The organism is Thalassotalea ganghwensis (genome assembly GCF_053485795.1).
This window is the reverse complement of sequence record NZ_JBQRUM010000016.1, coordinates 93519-110251: the sequence shown is the minus strand read 5'-3', so window position 1 is coordinate 110251 and position 16733 is coordinate 93519. Positions and strand designations below refer to the sequence as shown.

Below are 16733 nucleotides of genomic sequence, written 5' to 3'. Positions count from 1 at the left end.
GGCAAGAGAAAGTGCTGTTGTTAATTGCAAAAGAAAAGGCTCCTGAATAAATTCAGAAGCCTTTATAAACTAACCAGTTGATCGGTCAATGGATCATTAAATATTTCTTAACTGATCGGCATTAAGCTTTAGCTCGCTTTTTTAGTTTTTATCTTTTGTATGATGTATCGGTATGTAAGTAAGTCTTAGAACGGATCTTTTAGTATTTCATCGATGACCCAGTGATCGTCTATTTGGATAAGTGATAACCGTTTTACGTCTCGAATTCTATCATCTTGATAAGTACCATCAAAATATACGGTAATAATCGCTGAATCTTTAAACTGCTCCCGAACTTTGACACCCGAGTCATCAGGCTTTATTTCTACTTGATCGTAGGACAAGTTAAACAAATGTCTGCCTACTGCACTGGGTGAGCGATAATGTCGAACTATACGAGCAAGCTTTGGGGAACATACCGAAGCGGCTTTTTCAATATTCTTTTCGTTATATATTGCGTGAAAGAAAGCGACAGCGACTTTTTCAGGGTTTTCTATTTCTGATATATCTTCTTCTTTATTACCACACGCATTTAATAAAAATAACAAAGGGAGTATTAATAACAGGGATAGTTTTCGCATAAGCTGTTCATCTTTACCGTTAGAATATGTTCATCATAACGCAAAGATAAATTAAATTTCTATCAAAATGAACTATTTTTCATCTACGTTGTTAATTTTTCAAGTAATTAGTGATTTTTGATGTATTAAAAAAGGGCACATAGTGCCCTTTATTTAGTGCGGTTTAGCTTAGCTTATTGCACTAATTCTTTATCTGAAAAACTTTCACTAAATAATGGACTAGACAAGTAACGTTCAGCAGAACTTGGTAATACAACGACAATGTTTTTGTCTTTGTTTTCTGGGCGTTCAGCAATGCGTTTAGCAGCAACCACCGCGGCTCCAGATGAAATGCCAGCTAAAATACCTTCTTCTTTCATTAAGCGATGTGCCATAGCCATTGCTTCTTCATTGGTGACTTTTTCTACAGCATCAATAACTTCAAGATCTAAGTTACCTGGAATAAAACCTGCACCAATACCCTGAATTTTGTGAGGCCCAGGTTTTAACTCTTCGCCGGCCATTTTTTGAGATATCACTGGAGAATCAGCAGGTTCTACTGCCACAGAAATAATTGGTTTATCTGCGGTGCGCTTAAGGTAGCGGCTAACACCCGTTATAGTTCCGCCTGTTCCTACACCAGCAACGAAAATATCAACCGCGCCTTCGGTATCGTTCCAAATTTCAGGACCTGTTGTTTTCTCATGTATCTCTGGATTTGCTGGATTATCAAATTGTCCCAGTAATACATATTTATCAGGATCTGAATCTTTGATTTCTTGTGCTTTGGCAATAGCTCCACCCATGCCTTTAGCACCATCAGTAAGCTCTAGTTTTGCACCTAAGGCAGCAAGTAACTTTCTTCTTTCTAAACTCATGGTATTTGGCATGGTTAACGTAATAGCATAGCCACGGGCTGCGGCAACAAAAGCTAAAGCGATACCAGTATTACCACTGGTTGGTTCGATAATTTCTTTACCTGCTGTTAAAACGCCACGTTTTTCAGCGTCCCAAATCATATTGGCACCAATTCGGCACTTTACACTAAAGCTTGGGTTTCTTGCTTCTACTTTGGCGAATACATTACCTGAGGTAACGCGGTTGAGTTTTACAATTGGCGTATTACCAATAGACGTTGAGTTGTCTTCGAAAATGTTTGGCATGTTAACATCCTTTCGGTAAAGTTGTGCTGGCTAACTAGGAGTTGTCTCTTTTTATCAGCCAAGCAAAAAATCGGTGCTATTAATGAGAATTTAATCTCGATTGCTATAGAGTAGCGCTTATTTTTGGAAAAAGAAGTGATATTTGGTTATATCTTATATGCAATTTTGGAATAAAAAGTTTGTTTTAACTACCTGTAGGAAGTAGAAATGACGACGCATTTACCCGATAACCCAACTAGCGCTGACCGAACACAGCAAATGGTCGTAAAGCAAGATACTATAAATGATAGTGAATTGCTGTCGAGTGAAGAAACCAGACAAATTCTTACTCCTTTTGCGTTTAAAATTGATAAGAGCTTATTTGGGTTAGCGTTAGCATCTCCTGTCAAAAGAGCTTTCGCTTTACTTGTCGATCTCATGATTATTGCTGTTCTTGCTGAAGCTCCAGGAGAGTTGCTTGCCTTAATTGCCGCTTACGCTTTATTTCGGCTTGTAAGAAAAAGGCGTAATAATGGTAAGCGTGCTACCTTTGGTGTCGTTCGCTTCTTGTTGCGCATGATAGCACTACTTATTATGTTTATTGTCGCTCTTTCTTATCTAGCACCATTGATTAATGAGATGTTTGAAACAACTTCGTCACAAAGCCAAGTAGATAAAAAAATAATCTTGGAAAAAGAAATTATGACTAGCGAAGAACTTAGTTTAATTGATTCCGTGCCGTTAGCAGCGCTAGTTACTAAAACACATATCAATATTTCAAATAGTCAATGCAGCGATAAAAATTGCTGGTTACTATTATTATCTGAATCGGTGGCTGAACTTAATCAACTATCAACGTCAAGTAAAAATAAACAAGTCGTGTTGCAGTCATGGGTTGAACAAATTAATTTAGCGCCGAGTGAACGAACTAAGGTGTTTAATTCTTTAAGCGAAGGCTTAAAAGGACTGGTGATAGGGAAAGAAAAAAGTCAACTAATGCAAACAGCTAATGACAAAGCTGTTGATAATAAGCTCGAACAACCAGCGTTAACACAGTCTAAATCCGAGCGAAGCATGCATTATCGTGGGCTAGAGTGGCTTAAAGGGGTGATTGATGATCTAGGATTAAGTTTTGGTTGGGCCGCTTTGTATTTTTCGGTATTAACGGCAAGATGGCAAGGACAAACCATAGGAAAAAAACTGATGAAAATTAGAGTGATTCAATTAGATGGTACACCTTTGTCAGTATGGGACAGTTTTGGCCGATATGGTGGCTATGGTGCAGGTCTAGCGACAGGCTTGTTGGGGTTTTTACAGATCTTTTGGGATGCTAATCGGCAATGCATTCACGATAAAATTTCTGCGACGGTGGTGATAGATTTAACCAAAAAATAAATTATCAATATACAAAGAGTTATCAATTAATCGCTCCATAGCACCTATTTTTACGCGGACTCACCTTTAATTATTGAGCACGCCTTCTATACTCAATGTAGGTGCTCGTGCCTATAACGTCATAGACACGTTAGCGGAATTATCCGTTTGAGCGTACAATCTATGCTCCATGTTTTAGGACTATCATGTGAGTACGTAAGTACTTTTAACATGTGAACGGCCGTCGAAACACTCCCATATCTGTCAACTGACGGCACGGGCATCTAACTCACCAACTTTTTATTTTGAACAAAGAGCAATTGGCGTTACGGAAGCCAAGCGTAGCTTATTTTCGTAAAAAACGTTCTGTCTGAGCGCTGCAGAGACATTAAATTATCGTCTTGATAGCTAAAGTCTGAATACCCTAAGTAAAAAACGGTTTGTGGATTTATCTTGTAGGCGTATACAAGCTGAGAAGATAAATCTACATTCTTTTTAGAGACATCAGTTAACGGGTTATTAAGAGGATTCTGTTCAATGTCACTATGCACCAAGCTTAGTTTAAGGTAACTATTAATGTTGAATTGGTAATTTAAACGCAGTTCAATCAACGAGGCGTTGTAAACTTGTGCATTATCGGCTTCTAACTCACTATAGGTAAAAAATACATCTGCTTCTAAATGCTGAGTAGCATTATATGTGACGTTTGCCATGACTTCTTTAAAGTCACCAAGACGGTTATTATCGTAGTCAATTTTCTTACCAAAAGCAAAATCAACAGCAGTATACAGCTTGTTACTTGGCTGAATATCAAAATGTATATTTGCTTGATTTTCGGTAAAGATATGCGTATTACCATCAATATTTTGCTTGGTTGGATCGATTCTCAGACCCACTTTATCAGCGTGTGTCAATGTTACATCAAATAGCGCCAATGATGGGCCATCAATACTGAAACTTAAGGCACTGCTGCGTTCGAGTAACTCACCTTGCTCACTTTGTTTTAGTTGTTGATTTGCTGATAATTTGGCCTCTTGCCAAAAACTGTCAGATTCACCGTAGAAGTTTCGAGTGATGTTTAGTGAGTTTTCTTTAATATCCGCATAGGGCATATAGCCCAAATCGGCGCGGAAGTTGCTGCCAATGCGTTGGTGAGCTAGATCAAATGTCCAGTATTCGGAGTCGTGTAAATAATTAAGCGTGATGGCATTATCGTTAAAAGTGCTTTCGTGCTCCGTATCAGAATTAAGCACTTGCACCAATAGGCTATTAGATTCATCAAATTTATACTTGCTGTCTAGGCCAAATACATAGTTGTGATAACTGTCAGACTCTCTAAACGTACCTATGGCACCAATCGACCAATCTTCATTGGCGTCAAAGCGGTACTTTAAAGCACTTGAATGACTCTCTTCTTGCAATGAAGCGATACTAGATTGGGTATTGCCTGGAATAATAAAATTTGTTTGGGTGTCGTTAGTAACAAAAAAACCATAACTGTGTTTATCCTGGGTACCAGTAAGTTTTGCACCGTAATCAGGGTCAGCAATATTTCTACTGTAAACCAGATCAAAATTTGAAGAAAAGTAATCGGCGTTTTCAGTAAAAAAAGGGCGCTTTTCCTCATAAAATAAGGCAAAGGTTTTATTGATACTGAGTTGGCCAGCATCTGCTTCAACTGTTGAAAAGTCAGGGTTTAGCGTCACGTTAAGCAGCGTGTTAGAGTTTATTCCCCAACGAACATCTAAACCAGCTTCTGTTTCATTGTTACTTTGCCATTCTGGGTTCTCTTGGTAGACGTCACGGATTTGATCTTTTTGTGCAACAACTGTTGGCGTTAACATCAATTTTTTACCAGGTTTAGCCTGTTTAAATCCTTTGATTTCAGGCGCCTGACATAACCAACAATTATTATCTCTATCAAGTGGCATATGAGAAATTCTAAGACGACTGTCACGAGGATACAGTCTTAATAACTCTATCGCCCATGTCTTGATTTCGTCTTGTCCATTAAAATTTAATATTCGGTAAGGGACGGCGATTTCTACTTGAAAACCTTGCTCGGTTATTTTGCCATTGGATTGCCACATTCCATCCCAAGAGGTGTTAGTTTCTAGCGTAATTTCATTGCCAATAGCATCCATCTGAACGCCAAGCGGGTTGACCATAAACTGATAACTCAAGCGGCGAGTATTAGAAGTATCAAGTTTTATAATAACGAGATCGTCACCCCACTTAGTATCTCTATCACCTAGTGATGCTTGGATTTTTTCTGGCTTAGGATCTTCTGCGATAAACGAAACAAATAAATACTCGCCATTTTCAACTATTTTTGCTGTGGTTTTTACAGGACTTGCAGTATTGTTCCACGGTGAATTAACAATATTAAGGTCAATTGTCTTTGCTTTTTCCCAGATAGCGTCATTTAAGTCACCATCAATGACAGCAACATCATTAATATACGGTATATTAATCGCGTCTAGTTGATTCGTCGTTTGCTGCGCAGAGAGGTTAGCACTAGTTAAACAGAATACTGCGACCATTGAGCGCCAATAGTCTTTCCCTTTGATTATCATGATATTTTCAGCTTTTTAATTTTTATTTTAGTTTTGTAATTTTGGACTTAGGCTCCGTGCCTAAATAAATTGTGTCAAACTAAACATCTGATTACAAGATAATACCAACACATAATGTCGATTTAATAAACGATAAGTTGGTGCGCTAGGGGCTGTTGACCTTTGTGTAAAGGTCAACACTCTCTCAACAATATCAGTTTAAGCAGGTCAGTCGTGATTGGTAGTGCTTTATGGCATCCAAGCGTAACTAAACTTAGTGAAAATATTTCGTTGATCTAAGGCTAACGATCCAAAACCTTCAGTTGTATATTGGTTGTTCGTTAGGCCAAGATAAAATACCGTTTGCGCATTTATTTTATAAGCGTAGAGTAATTCGGTAGATAGATTACGACGCTTTTCCGTTATGTCTTCAGGGGCAGTATAGAGATAATTTTCTGCATTTTTATCGGTATTGTTGTAAATAAAGCTCATTCGTAAAAAGCTTTTGACATTAAACTGATAAATAGCCCGGAAATCAGTCAATCTAGCGATGAAAACATTCGCATTATTAGCATCTAAACGACTATAAGTCTGTTTAAGTTTTAATTCGAGATGCTTATTTAAATTCCAATTTACATTGGTATGAAAATAGCTTTTGTCTCCAAGTCGGTTGTTACTGTAATCAATGGCATCGCCGATAGTTATATTCGTGTGTAGACTTAAACCTAGAACGGGTTTAATGCCAGCATGGATGAAGTAATCTTTTTCGTTAAACAACGTTGTATTGTCGGTGAGGGCTAGGCGACTTTTATCAATTCGGCTACCCACCTTATCTCGTGTACTAAACCCTAGTCTAAGATAACTGTCATAACTGGCGTTCAGTTGTGCGTTGATATCAAATTCACGCTCGATCATTTCATTGTTGTCGTTGTAGGTTGTATCCCAATCAGAGTAAATTTTAAACTTGTTCCACCATTGCCCTGGCTTTCCATACCATTTCCGATCACCACCAAAGGAGAACTTTTGATAATCAACATGGGAAATAAAGCCTAAATCTCCTCTAAAACCACTGTTTTGTCTATCATAAGTTACTCTGTAGAACCAATCACTGTCATTATGATAGTAGCCAGCGCGAAAGGCGTTACCAGAAAAGCTATCGTCGTTTAGCGTTCTTAAAACCGTCTCATTCACCTGACATTCAGATAAATTGCAAGCGCTTGGTTGTTGACATGCTTGCATGTCATCACTTTGGCAAAACTGTCTAAAGAGATCACTTGGGTATTGAGTCGTTGAATACAAATTTTGAAACTTAACTACGTCATAAGTTGATAGCTTTACACGGGCATCAAAGCCATGAACTTGGTTATTATAATCGTCGGCAGTGCGTAATGTAGATATCCAGCCAAGGGTCGTATCCTGATTGTAATTGTATCGATATCTTAAGGCGGCGGCATTGGAGGAAGAGTCAAGTTGTGCAAGCGCTGAAGCTCTATTACCTGGAATTAATATATTAGTAGAATCATCATCGGTTACAAATAAACCTAGAGTATGATCACCTTTACGAGCACTCAGTTTTGCTCCGTAATTTGGTGCGTTAATATTTCTTGTGTATACCAAGTTGTAATTTGAATCAAAATAATCGGCGTTATCTAGAAAGAACGGCCTTTTTTCCTGATTATAGAGCGCAAAATTATTATTAATGTTAAGTTGGGCGTTGTCTGATTCAATCGTAGAAAAATCAGGGTTTAGCGTGGTATTCAATAAGATATCTGGCGTGATGCCCCAACGCAAATCAAGACTCGCTTCTTTATTACTGGCGCTAGTCCAAGAATTATCTGCAATGTAATCACTCTGACTGGTGACAACGGAGGGCGTTAAGGTGAAATTGTTACCTTGTTTTACTCCTTCAAATCCTTTAGCCGTAGCCAGCTGACAAAGTTCACAACTATTATCGCGATCCAAATAAATATTGGAAAGGCGCATGAACTCTTCCCTTGGATAAAAACGAACAAGCTCGATTCCCCAATCCTGCATTGTGCTTTTTTCGTTGAAGTTGAGAATTCTTAACGGTAGTGCAATCTCAACACGATAGCCGTCACAAGTAATTTGACCTGCGGCATCCCATATACCATCCCATGCATCGCTCTCTTTTTTAGTTACTTCACTTTCTATTCCATCAATTTTTACACCCAAAGGGTTGACTAAAAATCGATAGGCACTGCGTTGATCATTGTAGGTGTCGATTTTTATACCAACAATATCATCCCCCCAAACCTTGTCTCGATTTTTTAAAAAGGCTCTTATTTTCTCTGGTTCAGGGTCTTGAGCGGTAAAAGCGATAAATAAGGTTTCACCATTTTCCATCAGCAAGGCTTCGGTGTGAACTTGACTCGGAATATTATCAAAAGGACGAGTGATGTTGTTGATCAAGACTCGCTTGGCGTTTTTCCATTGTGGTTCATCAAAATTTGCATCAATCGTGATTTCCCCGCTGATTCTAGGGATATCGATAGCGGCTGGTGCTTTGTTACCACTTGCTTTTGAAATGGGTATCAATAGAGCATTTAGGAAAATAATAGCGATAAATAAGTTTCGGCAATAGTTCATTAACAGCCCTTACAATGACGTATGCGATAGATGACAGGTACTTTACAAATTGAGGCGATGATATTAGGGAGTTGTCCTATTTTGTCAAAAGCTTTGCGATGACAAGGCTAGTTGATACGTTTAACGTCATTTTAGTGAGAGGAGATGTAAAAATAATGTGATTAATCAGTATCTTTGGTGTAAATTTAATGGCGATGCCAACGAACGTAAATAAAGAGTAGGGGAGCGATCTAATGTTTAGTTAAAAAGCCTTGAAAAGCCTCGAAAAGTGTAGCTGTCTGCGGCATAATGTTTATTTAATCAAAATGGTTAGAGTATCTCTATGACATTTACATTGCTTGACTATCTTGCATTAATTACGTTTATCGTTATGTGGGCTGGCTACACGATGTTTGCCAAAAAAAGAGCAAAAACTGATAACTGTATTGCTCGATGCCTGCATCAACATAGAATTCATTGGATGTATGAATTAATGACGCGAGATTTTAGAGTCAGTGATGCCGCTTTATTAGCTAATTTAGAACGCAATATCGCTTTTTTTGCGTCGACAACACTGCTTGTTCTTGCTGGCGTGTTAACCTTGTTTGCTCAAGTTGAAAAGCTAGAAAATGTTATTTCTTCGATACCATTTGCGCAGTATCCTAATCATGCACTTATTCAGGTTAAACTCGGTTTATTGGTATTAATATTTGTGATGGCATTCTTTCACTTCACGTGGTCAATGCGCCAGTATGGCTTTTTAAATGTAATGGTTGGCGCTGCACCTATTGATTTAAGTGGTGAAAGCCAGCAGCTAAGAAAATATGCAAAACAAATGGCTGTCGTTCAGGATCAAGCCGCACATTCTTATAATTATGGGTTAAGGGCGTATTATTTTTCGATGGGGGCTATCGCCTGGTTTTTCCATCCCGTACTGTTCATACTCGGAACATTGTTTGTTGTTTATACACTTTTTAGTCGCGAGTTTAATTCTAAATCTGTGAGTGCAATCACGGTTGGACAAGAGTTGCTCAATGAACATTTTTCTCAGAAAAAACAACCATAAAACAGCATATGAACGTTAAACAGCGATACGCAAATTTCCAACCAAAAGATTTTGACAGGTTTGATTGTATTAAGATTTCACCAATAATCTACCTTGCGTTAATGATTATACTGAGAGCTTATATTGTCTGGTTGGTATCGGTAACCAATTTTAATGATCGTACTGCTATAATTTCGTGGCTGTATCCAGAACCCAATACCTTTTATAGTAATTTACTTTCTGGTTCAATAGGGCTTTTTATATTACTGGTTTTGAGCCTACGTCGACCATCTGCTAGCCATTGGGTAGTCATTAGTTGGCGAAAAATTAGGGAGTTGCTGGTTTTTGCAATGTGCATTGATTGGCTGATTTTAGTATCGTTTTATTTACTGTATGAGCAGGGTCAATTCAGCCTATTAGTTGGTCACGTTTTTGTAGTAGGGTTGGTAGTAATACGGTTATATCAAAGTCAACGAGTAGCGATTAATATTGATGAGTTTCCACAGCCTATTCCTGAAAAATGAATAGATCTAAAGCTGGGCGACGATTAATGACAAACGATAAAAGGTAATCCATTGAACAACACTGATAAAAAAGAGCAGCGATTAATTATTCTCGATACAGAAACTACAGGTATCAACCCCAAGGAAGGCCATCGTATCGTTGAGATAGGTTGCGTCGAAATGATTAATCGTCAATTAACAGGACGAAATTACCACGTCTACATCAAACCTATGCAGCACGGCGTCCAAATGGTGATGGAGCAAGAAGTTATTGATGTTCATGGTTTAACGGATGAGTTTTTAAGTGACAAGCCAGAGTTTCATCAAATAGCGCAAGAATTCATAGAATTTATAAGCGGTGCAGAATTAGTTATTCACAATGCTAAGTTCGATGTCGGCTTTATGGACCATGAGTTTGCCTCAGTTGGTAAACATTTACCCAAAACAGCGGACATTTGTACTATCACTGATACGCTCATGGTATCGAAAGATGAGTTTGGCTCCCCCAAAACTCTCGATTACTTAGCAAAATTTTATCGGGTTGATAAATTAGTTGATCGTACTTATCACGGTGCATTAATTGATGCGCAATTGCTTGCATTTGTCTATGTTGAAATGACACGTAAGCAATCTGCATTGAATTTATCAATGGCAGATAGTGGTAGTGAAGGAGAAGATGCTAATGCCATTAGGCGTTTGTCAAATGACCGACCAAAATTAAAGATAATAAAGGCATCTGCCGATGAAGAGGAACAGCATAAAAAACGTCTCGCCATCATCGCGGAAAAAGGGAGTGAGCCAATATGGCAAAATTAGTATCGAGTTTCTACGTGGTAGCATTGCTATTAAGTGCGATTGTGCAAAGCAATGCTAACGCGCAAGAAGTTAAAACAGAAATCGAATACTACAAAAATGATGATGTCACCAATCAAATCCCTCTTCTTGAAAACCGATTTAGAATCGATGCCTTATTAGATGAAGTCACCTTGTTGTTTTACCGTAAAAGCGGTACACCACCCATTATTCTTATTCGACCTGATGGTAGTAAATTAAAGGTCAATAATTATCCAAAAGGTGAAGTTGAATGGTATGACGATAGAACCTTTGACATGATCAAAATGAAAAAGCCAATGCCAGGTCCTTGGCAGGCAATTGGTGAAATCGCGCCGGGCAGCAAAATTATGGTGGTAACCGATGTGCGCTTGGAGGTAAAACCACTCCCTGATATTATTTTAGCCGGTGAAACGTTAAAGGTATTAGCAAAACTTTACAATCGAGAAAAAGCCATTGATGATCCTCGTTTTGATGATGTCATCGAGCTCGATGTTGATTTCTATAGTACCAATAACTCGTCTTATGATAACTTCGGCGCTACGCCGGTTGAGATGGGCTCATTTAGAGATGATGGTTATGAGCTTGACGAATATGCTAAAGATGGCATTTTCACTGCTGAGTTTGAACTTACATTTGCTCCAGGAGAGTGGGTACCTATCTATCGGGTAAAAATGCCGATGGCGAATAGAGAGTTAAGACAAGAGCCGATAGTTTTGCACCCAGTGCCGGTAAAGATTTCGGTCGATAAGACCGTGGACGAAGGTAAATTTCATAAGATTCATTTTACTATCGATGATACTTACGTTGATCCAGACAGTATGATATTTCAAGGAAAGATCACCTTTCCTGACAAACAATCAGATCCTTTTTCTATCACAGAAGGTAATGGAAAAACTCGTATGAAGAAGGTTCAATATACTGAACCAGGTATTCATCGTTTATCCGTAAATGCCTTTGGAAAAACCACTAATGGACGAGAGTTTCGATTGGAAGTACCAGAGTTTACTTTTAACGTCGAGCGCAAAGGTGGAGTGTTAGTCAATGACTTATCAGAAGACGCGACAAATAGTGAAATGTCTTCAGAAGAGGCAGCATTACAGGAAGCAGCATTGCGAAAACAAGCAGCAGTAGAAAAATTGCAAGCAGAGTTAGAACAGGCAAGATTAGAAATGTTAAAAGCTGCCGAAGAGAAAAAACGAAACAATATTATTATTGCGCTTGTCGTCAATGTCTTCATTATAATGATCATTGCAATCGGTTTTATTGCGCTTAAAAAACCTCATTTGTTAAGGTTTATTAAAAAGAAATCTTAAGTAAACCTCTTTTAAGGCGTATGTTTTTTTGTAATAGCATCGATATTGGTGGAATTTTTGGCAAAATTTTTCTCACGCAGAGCATTAGAACCGTATCGTCTGAAAGAAAAAGAGCAATTATTGCTGCGTTTTTATTCGTATTGCTCAGCATTTGCTCATACAGTAAAAAGAATAGAAAAAAGTGGTTGACGCACTCGCTTGATAACCGTATTATTCCCGCCGCATTCAACGACTTGTTGTTGAAAGGCAAAATAAAATGCGGAGTGGTAGTTCAGTTGGTTAGAATACCGGCCTGTCACGCCGGGGGTCGCGGGTTCGAGTCCCGTCCACTCCGCCAATTATTTTGCTGTTTAGTATCCTAGTGGAGTGGTAGTTCAGTTGGTTAGAATACCGGCCTGTCACGCCGGGGGTCGCGGGTTCGAGTCCCGTCCACTCCGCCAATGATATTAACAAGTCTTGAAGAAATTACTGCGGAGTGGTAGTTCAGTTGGTTAGAATACCGGCCTGTCACGCCGGGGGTCGCGGGTTCGAGTCCCGTCCACTCCGCCAATAATTTCAAAAGGGGAGCCTTTACATACTCACATTGCTTTCAAGCACCTTGTGCGGAGTGGTAGTTCAGTTGGTTAGAATACCGGCCTGTCACGCCGGGGGTCGCGGGTTCGAGTCCCGTCCACTCCGCCAATACTTTTCTTATTTTATCAAATAATCAAAGCTAAACATGCTGAACGGTAGATTTCGCGCTAATCACCAAGTTATATCACCCGATACCAAGCTGCAGCTTGAACTAATCTGTGTAACTTCTACTTTATTTTTTATCACTACCTTAGCGTAAAACATTTAACTTCACTCCTTTTTTATACACTTCTTTTTAAGTTAAACGAATCCAAAGGACAGCATTTCTGATGCTTTCTGATACTTTATCGGTAATTCATCTATAATAACCACGCTATTTCCACTCTGCCTTTTTCAAAAGCATCATCAATTATTGTCAAAGTAGCCTCTAACGTTCAAAGTGGCCTAGTTTATTGCTTTTGCTCGCCTTATTTTTAATACCAATGACATTAAATATTTAATCATTCAACAAGACTTAAAAAGCTTAGAGGCAAGGTATTGGTTGTAGGTAATTAAAAATAGTGGTATGACCAGTTGCCTTTTGTTTAGTTCTCACATAGTATTAGTTCAATTGAAATATATTAGAAACCGGTTGGAGCATTGCCATGCTAAGTTACAAAGCCCCGTTACAAGACATCAAGTTTTTGTTTGAGGATGTTTTAAACTATTACCCTCATTATGAAAATTACCCAGAGTTTGAAGAAGCGACACCTGATATGGTTGATGCCATTTTGCAAGAGTGTGCCAAGTTTTGTGAAAATGAATTACTACCACTAAATCAAAGTGGTGATAAAGAGGGGTGTAAATTTGATAATGGTTCGGTAACTACACCTAAAGGATTTAAAGAAGCTTATCAGCAATATGTTGAAGGTGGCTGGCAAAGTTTATCTCATCCTATTGAACACGGTGGACAAGGCTTACCTCCCTCTCTAGGTATGGCAAAATCAGAACTCATGGGTACTGCAAACTGGTCATGGGCGATGTATCCAGGCCTTAGCCACGGTGCGATGAATACCGTTCAGGCACATGGTACGGACAAACAAAAGGAAGTTTACTTAACCAAGCTTACTGAGGGCACTTGGACTGGTACTATGTGTTTAACCGAACCTCAATGTGGTACTGATCTTGGTCAAGTTAAAACTAAGGCTATACCTAATGACGATGGTACATACAATATTAGCGGCACTAAAATTTTCATTTCTGCAGGGGAGCATGATCTAACCGACAATATTGTTCATATCGTGTTGGCACGCCTGCCTGATGCGCCAGAAGGAACAAGAGGAATTTCTTTGTTTATCGTGCCTAAAATGAAAGTAGATGAGCAAGGAAATTGTGTTGAGCCTAATAATGTTAGCTGTGGATCTATTGAAGAAAAGATGGGAATTAAAGCTTCAGCGACGGCAGTACTGAATTTTGATAATGCTGTAGGTGAGTTAATTGGCCCAGAAAATAAAGGGTTGGAATGTATGTTCACCTTTATGAATACCGCGCGTGTTGGCACAGCATTGCAAGGTGTTTGTGCGTCAGAGCTTTCTTACCAAAATGCGCTAACGTATGCGAAAGAGCGATTATCAATGCGTTCATTAACGGGTAAGAAAAAACCTGAATTAGTCGCGGATCCAATTGTTGTTCATCCTGATGTTCGCCGTATGTTAATGACGCAAAAGGCCTTTACAGAAGGTGGTCGAGCGATGATTTATTATGCTGCAAAATTAGTGGATGTCATTGAAACGTCAAAAGATGAGAAAGAGAAAAAGCGCGCTGATTACCGTTTAGGCTTCATCACCCCAATTTTAAAGGCTTTCTTAACAGAAGCCGGCTTAGAAAGTGCCAACTATGGGGTGCAAGTATTCGGTGGTCATGGTTATATAAAAGAATGGGGTATGGAGCAGATTGTTCGAGATACAAGAATAGCTACGCTATATGAAGGAACAACTGGAATTCAAGCACTTGATTTACTGGGCAGAAAAATATTGCTCAGCCGAGGAAAATCATTAAAAAGCTTTACCATGGAAATTTTGGGCTTTTGTAAAGATAAGAGTATGATCTCTAGTAATCCTCACAAACGTCAGATGAACAAGTTTATTTGGCCGTTAAGTAAAGCGGTAGCTAACTGGCAGCAATACTCACTGCGTCTAGCATTAAAGGCGAAAAAGAATCGTGATTTTGTTGGTTCTGCATCTGTAGAGTACTTGATGTACTCGGGTTACATCACTATGGCATATTTTTGGGCGCAGATGGCTCAGGCGGCTTATGAAAAGTTGGCAGGTGAGGTAGAAGATAGAGATTTCTATCGAGCAAAAATTAAAACGGCGGAGTTTTACTTTGAGCGTATTTTACCGCGAACTCAGTCATTGGCGGCCACTATGATGGCTGATCCTAAAACATTAATGCAGCTTGATGAAGCATTGCTTTAATAAGACGGGTCTAAAAAAGCGACACAAATTTACTTTATGTCGCTTTTAAATTACTGAGAAACGGCGATGGACAGAGCAAAAAATGGATTATTTCAGTTTCATCATCCAACCAATAACTCGATTTACTTTGTTGTAAATTGCACTTCTATCTAGCTCTTCCACTGGTACAATAATACTGTTGTATTCTAATTGCGTGAAAACCGTTAGCATTATTTCAGCATCAAGTTCTGCATTATCTTTATCAAAGTAACGACATAACTTGATGAAAGGGGCGAGTAACGCATTACGATGCAATTTAGCTAATTCTCTTAATTCTGGCGTCGTTTGAATTTGTGTAAACAATAATTGTTCAACCGCAAGCATTTGAGGGCGCTCAGAGACTTTATTAATAATATATTCCGTTGCAAGCTGGGCTAATTGTTCGCGCACTTGCTGCTTTATCGATACTTTTTTGAGTTTGGTTTTTCCTAAAGCATCTATATAATCAAACGCTTGATGCCATGCAAAATTTGCCACCACCATTGTTTGTTCGGAGTTTAACTTAAAAGCTTGATGTACTAACTCTTGTATGTCTTTAAAATAGTAAGTGGTTAAAGACAATTGGATATCCGCATGGCTAGCAATAGCGCGATGGGTAGTACCCTTAATGCCATTTTGTGCTAATACTTCAATGGTTGCCATTAAAATATTATTACGAGTTTGTTCACCTTTAGTTCGACGTTTTACCTTAACTCTTTCCTTAGTATCTAGCATAACATTCCATCTTAGTTTATTGGACTCTATTAACAATAATTTAACCTAAAGGTAAGGTTATTTCAATGTAAATGTGGTTGGACTAGCTTATCTTTTAGTCAATGAGTTGTTTTATACATTGATCTTTTTGACACCAAAGCTTGTTCAGCCTCTGTTGAAATTGGTTTTTAAAAGTTGAATCATTAAAATAATCACCGAGCAATTTTTCATCGATATCATGCTGTTCTATGATGACAACTATTTTACGCATTTTGCCTTTTAACACATCTTTCATAATGTGATCTGATGCTTTGGGGTAAACGATTGTAACGTTTAATAATTTATCAAACTTTGAACCTAAAGTCGCCAATGTATAGGCAATTCCTCCGGCTTTAGGACGTAATAGGTGCTTTAATTCGGGATGTGTTTTCTGTTTGAGTGAGGTAAACCTTGTGCCTTCGACGAAATTAATGATGGTTGTCGGATATTTTTCGAATGCTTGGCATGATTTTCTCGTTGCAATGATGTCTTGTCCTTTTAGATGTGGATTTTTTTCGAGGAATTCTTTTGAATAACGCTTCATAAATGGCATATCCAATGCCCAGCAGCCCATACCTAAAAATGGCACCCGTTTTAATGATTCTTTTAAAAAATATTTGGGATCTGAAGTGTGCTCTCGACAAATATAGGAAAGTACCATGATATCTAGCCAGCTTTGATGATTGGCGATTAATAAATACCAGCTTTTTTTTGATAAATTTTCGGTACCTGTGATTTGCCAATCAACGTTATTGAATAAATTGATAATACGAAAATTATTCAATGCCCAGAGTCGATAGACTTGGTGCATTGGTTGATATAAGCCGTGATGAAATTTTTGATTAGGGATCAGGTGTTTTAGTATCCCAGCAATAAAAATAATAGACCCTATGATTGCTAGGTTAGTACAAAAAAGTATAAAAGCTAATGGCATGGAAATTATTGAAGGGAAAAACGATAGCATTACAATAAGAGGTCCACT

12 protein-coding genes and 4 tRNA genes are annotated in these 16733 nt (G+C 38.5%); 10 read left to right on the top strand and 6 right to left on the bottom strand.

Annotated features, from left to right (window positions below):
• Positions 1-185: 185 nt before the first annotated feature.
• Positions 186-620, bottom strand: a complete 435-nt coding sequence (locus tag ACSLUH_RS15415; protein WP_448568589.1) for a hypothetical protein — start codon at positions 618-620, stop codon at positions 186-188.
• Positions 621-793: 173 nt separating this feature from the next.
• Positions 794-1762 carry a cysteine synthase A gene (gene cysK / locus ACSLUH_RS15410; RefSeq protein ID WP_448568587.1) on the bottom strand — a complete coding sequence of 323 codons (969 nt, stop codon included), beginning with the start codon at positions 1760-1762 and terminating at the stop codon, positions 794-796.
• A gap of 207 nt (positions 1763-1969) precedes the next feature.
• Here cysK and ACSLUH_RS15405 point away from each other — a divergent pair, with 207 nt between their 5' ends.
• The gene (locus ACSLUH_RS15405; protein WP_448568585.1) at positions 1970-3136 is read left to right on the top strand and encodes an RDD family protein; all 1167 of its coding nucleotides are present in this window, start codon (positions 1970-1972) and stop codon (positions 3134-3136) included.
• Positions 3137-3441: 305 nt separating this feature from the next.
• On the opposite strand, the gene ACSLUH_RS15400 is transcribed toward ACSLUH_RS15405, so the two are convergent.
• The gene (locus tag ACSLUH_RS15400; protein WP_448568583.1) at positions 3442-5691 is read right to left on the bottom strand and encodes a carbohydrate binding family 9 domain-containing protein; all 2250 of its coding nucleotides are present in this window, start codon (positions 5689-5691) and stop codon (positions 3442-3444) included.
• Between the two features lie 228 nt (positions 5692-5919).
• Complete coding sequence (locus ACSLUH_RS15395) at positions 5920-8277, bottom strand: carbohydrate binding family 9 domain-containing protein (protein WP_448568581.1); 2358 nt, start codon at positions 8275-8277, stop codon at positions 5920-5922.
• 322 nt (positions 8278-8599) lie between these two features.
• Here ACSLUH_RS15395 and ACSLUH_RS15390 point away from each other — a divergent pair, with 322 nt between their 5' ends.
• From ACSLUH_RS15390 to ACSLUH_RS15350, 9 genes are all read left to right on the top strand, one after another.
• Positions 8600-9322, top strand: a complete 723-nt coding sequence (locus tag ACSLUH_RS15390) for a DUF599 domain-containing protein (protein WP_448568579.1) — start codon at positions 8600-8602, stop codon at positions 9320-9322.
• Positions 9323-9330: 8 nt separating this feature from the next.
• Positions 9331-9825: a DUF2919 family protein gene (locus tag ACSLUH_RS15385; RefSeq protein ID WP_448568577.1), complete on the top strand. Its 495-nt coding sequence runs from the start codon at positions 9331-9333 to the stop codon at positions 9823-9825.
• A 51-nt stretch (positions 9826-9876) separates the two neighbouring features.
• Positions 9877-10620 carry a DNA polymerase III subunit epsilon gene (gene dnaQ / locus ACSLUH_RS15380; protein WP_448568575.1) on the top strand — a complete coding sequence of 248 codons (744 nt, stop codon included), beginning with the start codon at positions 9877-9879 and terminating at the stop codon, positions 10618-10620.
• Complete coding sequence (locus ACSLUH_RS15375; RefSeq protein ID WP_448568573.1) at positions 10608-11951, top strand: TIGR03503 family protein; 1344 nt, start codon at positions 10608-10610, stop codon at positions 11949-11951. Before dnaQ ends, ACSLUH_RS15375 begins: the two co-directional genes overlap by 13 nt.
• A 260-nt stretch (positions 11952-12211) precedes the next feature.
• Positions 12212-12288: transfer RNA gene (locus ACSLUH_RS15370), tRNA-Asp, on the top strand.
• Positions 12289-12314: 26 nt separating this feature from the next.
• A tRNA-Asp gene (locus ACSLUH_RS15365) sits at positions 12315-12391 on the top strand.
• Positions 12392-12423: 32 nt separating this feature from the next.
• Positions 12424-12500, top strand: a tRNA-Asp gene (locus tag ACSLUH_RS15360).
• A 55-nt stretch (positions 12501-12555) separates the two neighbouring features.
• Positions 12556-12632, top strand: a tRNA-Asp gene (locus ACSLUH_RS15355).
• 536 nt (positions 12633-13168) lie between these two features.
• Positions 13169-14980, top strand: a complete 1812-nt coding sequence (locus ACSLUH_RS15350) for an acyl-CoA dehydrogenase C-terminal domain-containing protein (RefSeq protein ID WP_448568571.1) — start codon at positions 13169-13171, stop codon at positions 14978-14980.
• An 87-nt stretch (positions 14981-15067) separates the two neighbouring features.
• Here the strand turns inward: ACSLUH_RS15350 and ACSLUH_RS15345 are convergent, their stop codons facing one another.
• Positions 15068-15733, bottom strand: coding sequence for a TetR/AcrR family transcriptional regulator (locus ACSLUH_RS15345; protein WP_448568569.1), 666 nt, complete (start codon positions 15731-15733; stop codon positions 15068-15070).
• A gap of 94 nt (positions 15734-15827) precedes the next feature.
• A complete protein-coding gene (yihG, locus tag ACSLUH_RS15340; protein ID WP_448568567.1) occupies positions 15828-16715 on the bottom strand; it encodes a 1-acylglycerol-3-phosphate O-acyltransferase, YihG family in 888 nt (295 codons plus the stop codon).
• Positions 16716-16733: the final 18 nt, after the last annotated feature.

What these genes read in the sequence shown, in the direction of transcription:
- ACSLUH_RS15385 (WP_448568577.1), top strand. Translation starts at nt 9,331, where the DNA reads ATGAACGTTAAACAGCGATACGCAAATTTCCAACCAAAAGATTTTGAC.
- ACSLUH_RS15375 (WP_448568573.1), top strand. Translation starts at nt 10,608, where the DNA reads ATGGCAAAATTAGTATCGAGTTTCTACGTGGTAGCATTGCTATTAAGT.
- ACSLUH_RS15405 (WP_448568585.1), top strand. Translation starts at nt 1,970, where the DNA reads ATGACGACGCATTTACCCGATAACCCAACTAGCGCTGACCGAACACAG.
- ACSLUH_RS15415 (WP_448568589.1), bottom strand. Translation starts at nt 620, where the DNA reads ATGCGAAAACTATCCCTGTTATTAATACTCCCTTTGTTATTTTTATTA.
- yihG (WP_448568567.1), bottom strand. Translation starts at nt 16,715, where the DNA reads ATGCTATCGTTTTTCCCTTCAATAATTTCCATGCCATTAGCTTTTATA.
- ACSLUH_RS15400 (WP_448568583.1), bottom strand. Translation starts at nt 5,691, where the DNA reads ATGATAATCAAAGGGAAAGACTATTGGCGCTCAATGGTCGCAGTATTC.
- ACSLUH_RS15395 (WP_448568581.1), bottom strand. Translation starts at nt 8,277, where the DNA reads ATGAACTATTGCCGAAACTTATTTATCGCTATTATTTTCCTAAATGCT.
- ACSLUH_RS15345 (WP_448568569.1), bottom strand. Translation starts at nt 15,733, where the DNA reads ATGCTAGATACTAAGGAAAGAGTTAAGGTAAAACGTCGAACTAAAGGT.
- ACSLUH_RS15390 (WP_448568579.1), top strand. Translation starts at nt 8,600, where the DNA reads ATGACATTTACATTGCTTGACTATCTTGCATTAATTACGTTTATCGTT.
- ACSLUH_RS15350 (WP_448568571.1), top strand. Translation starts at nt 13,169, where the DNA reads ATGCTAAGTTACAAAGCCCCGTTACAAGACATCAAGTTTTTGTTTGAG.
- cysK (WP_448568587.1), bottom strand. Translation starts at nt 1,762, where the DNA reads ATGCCAAACATTTTCGAAGACAACTCAACGTCTATTGGTAATACGCCA.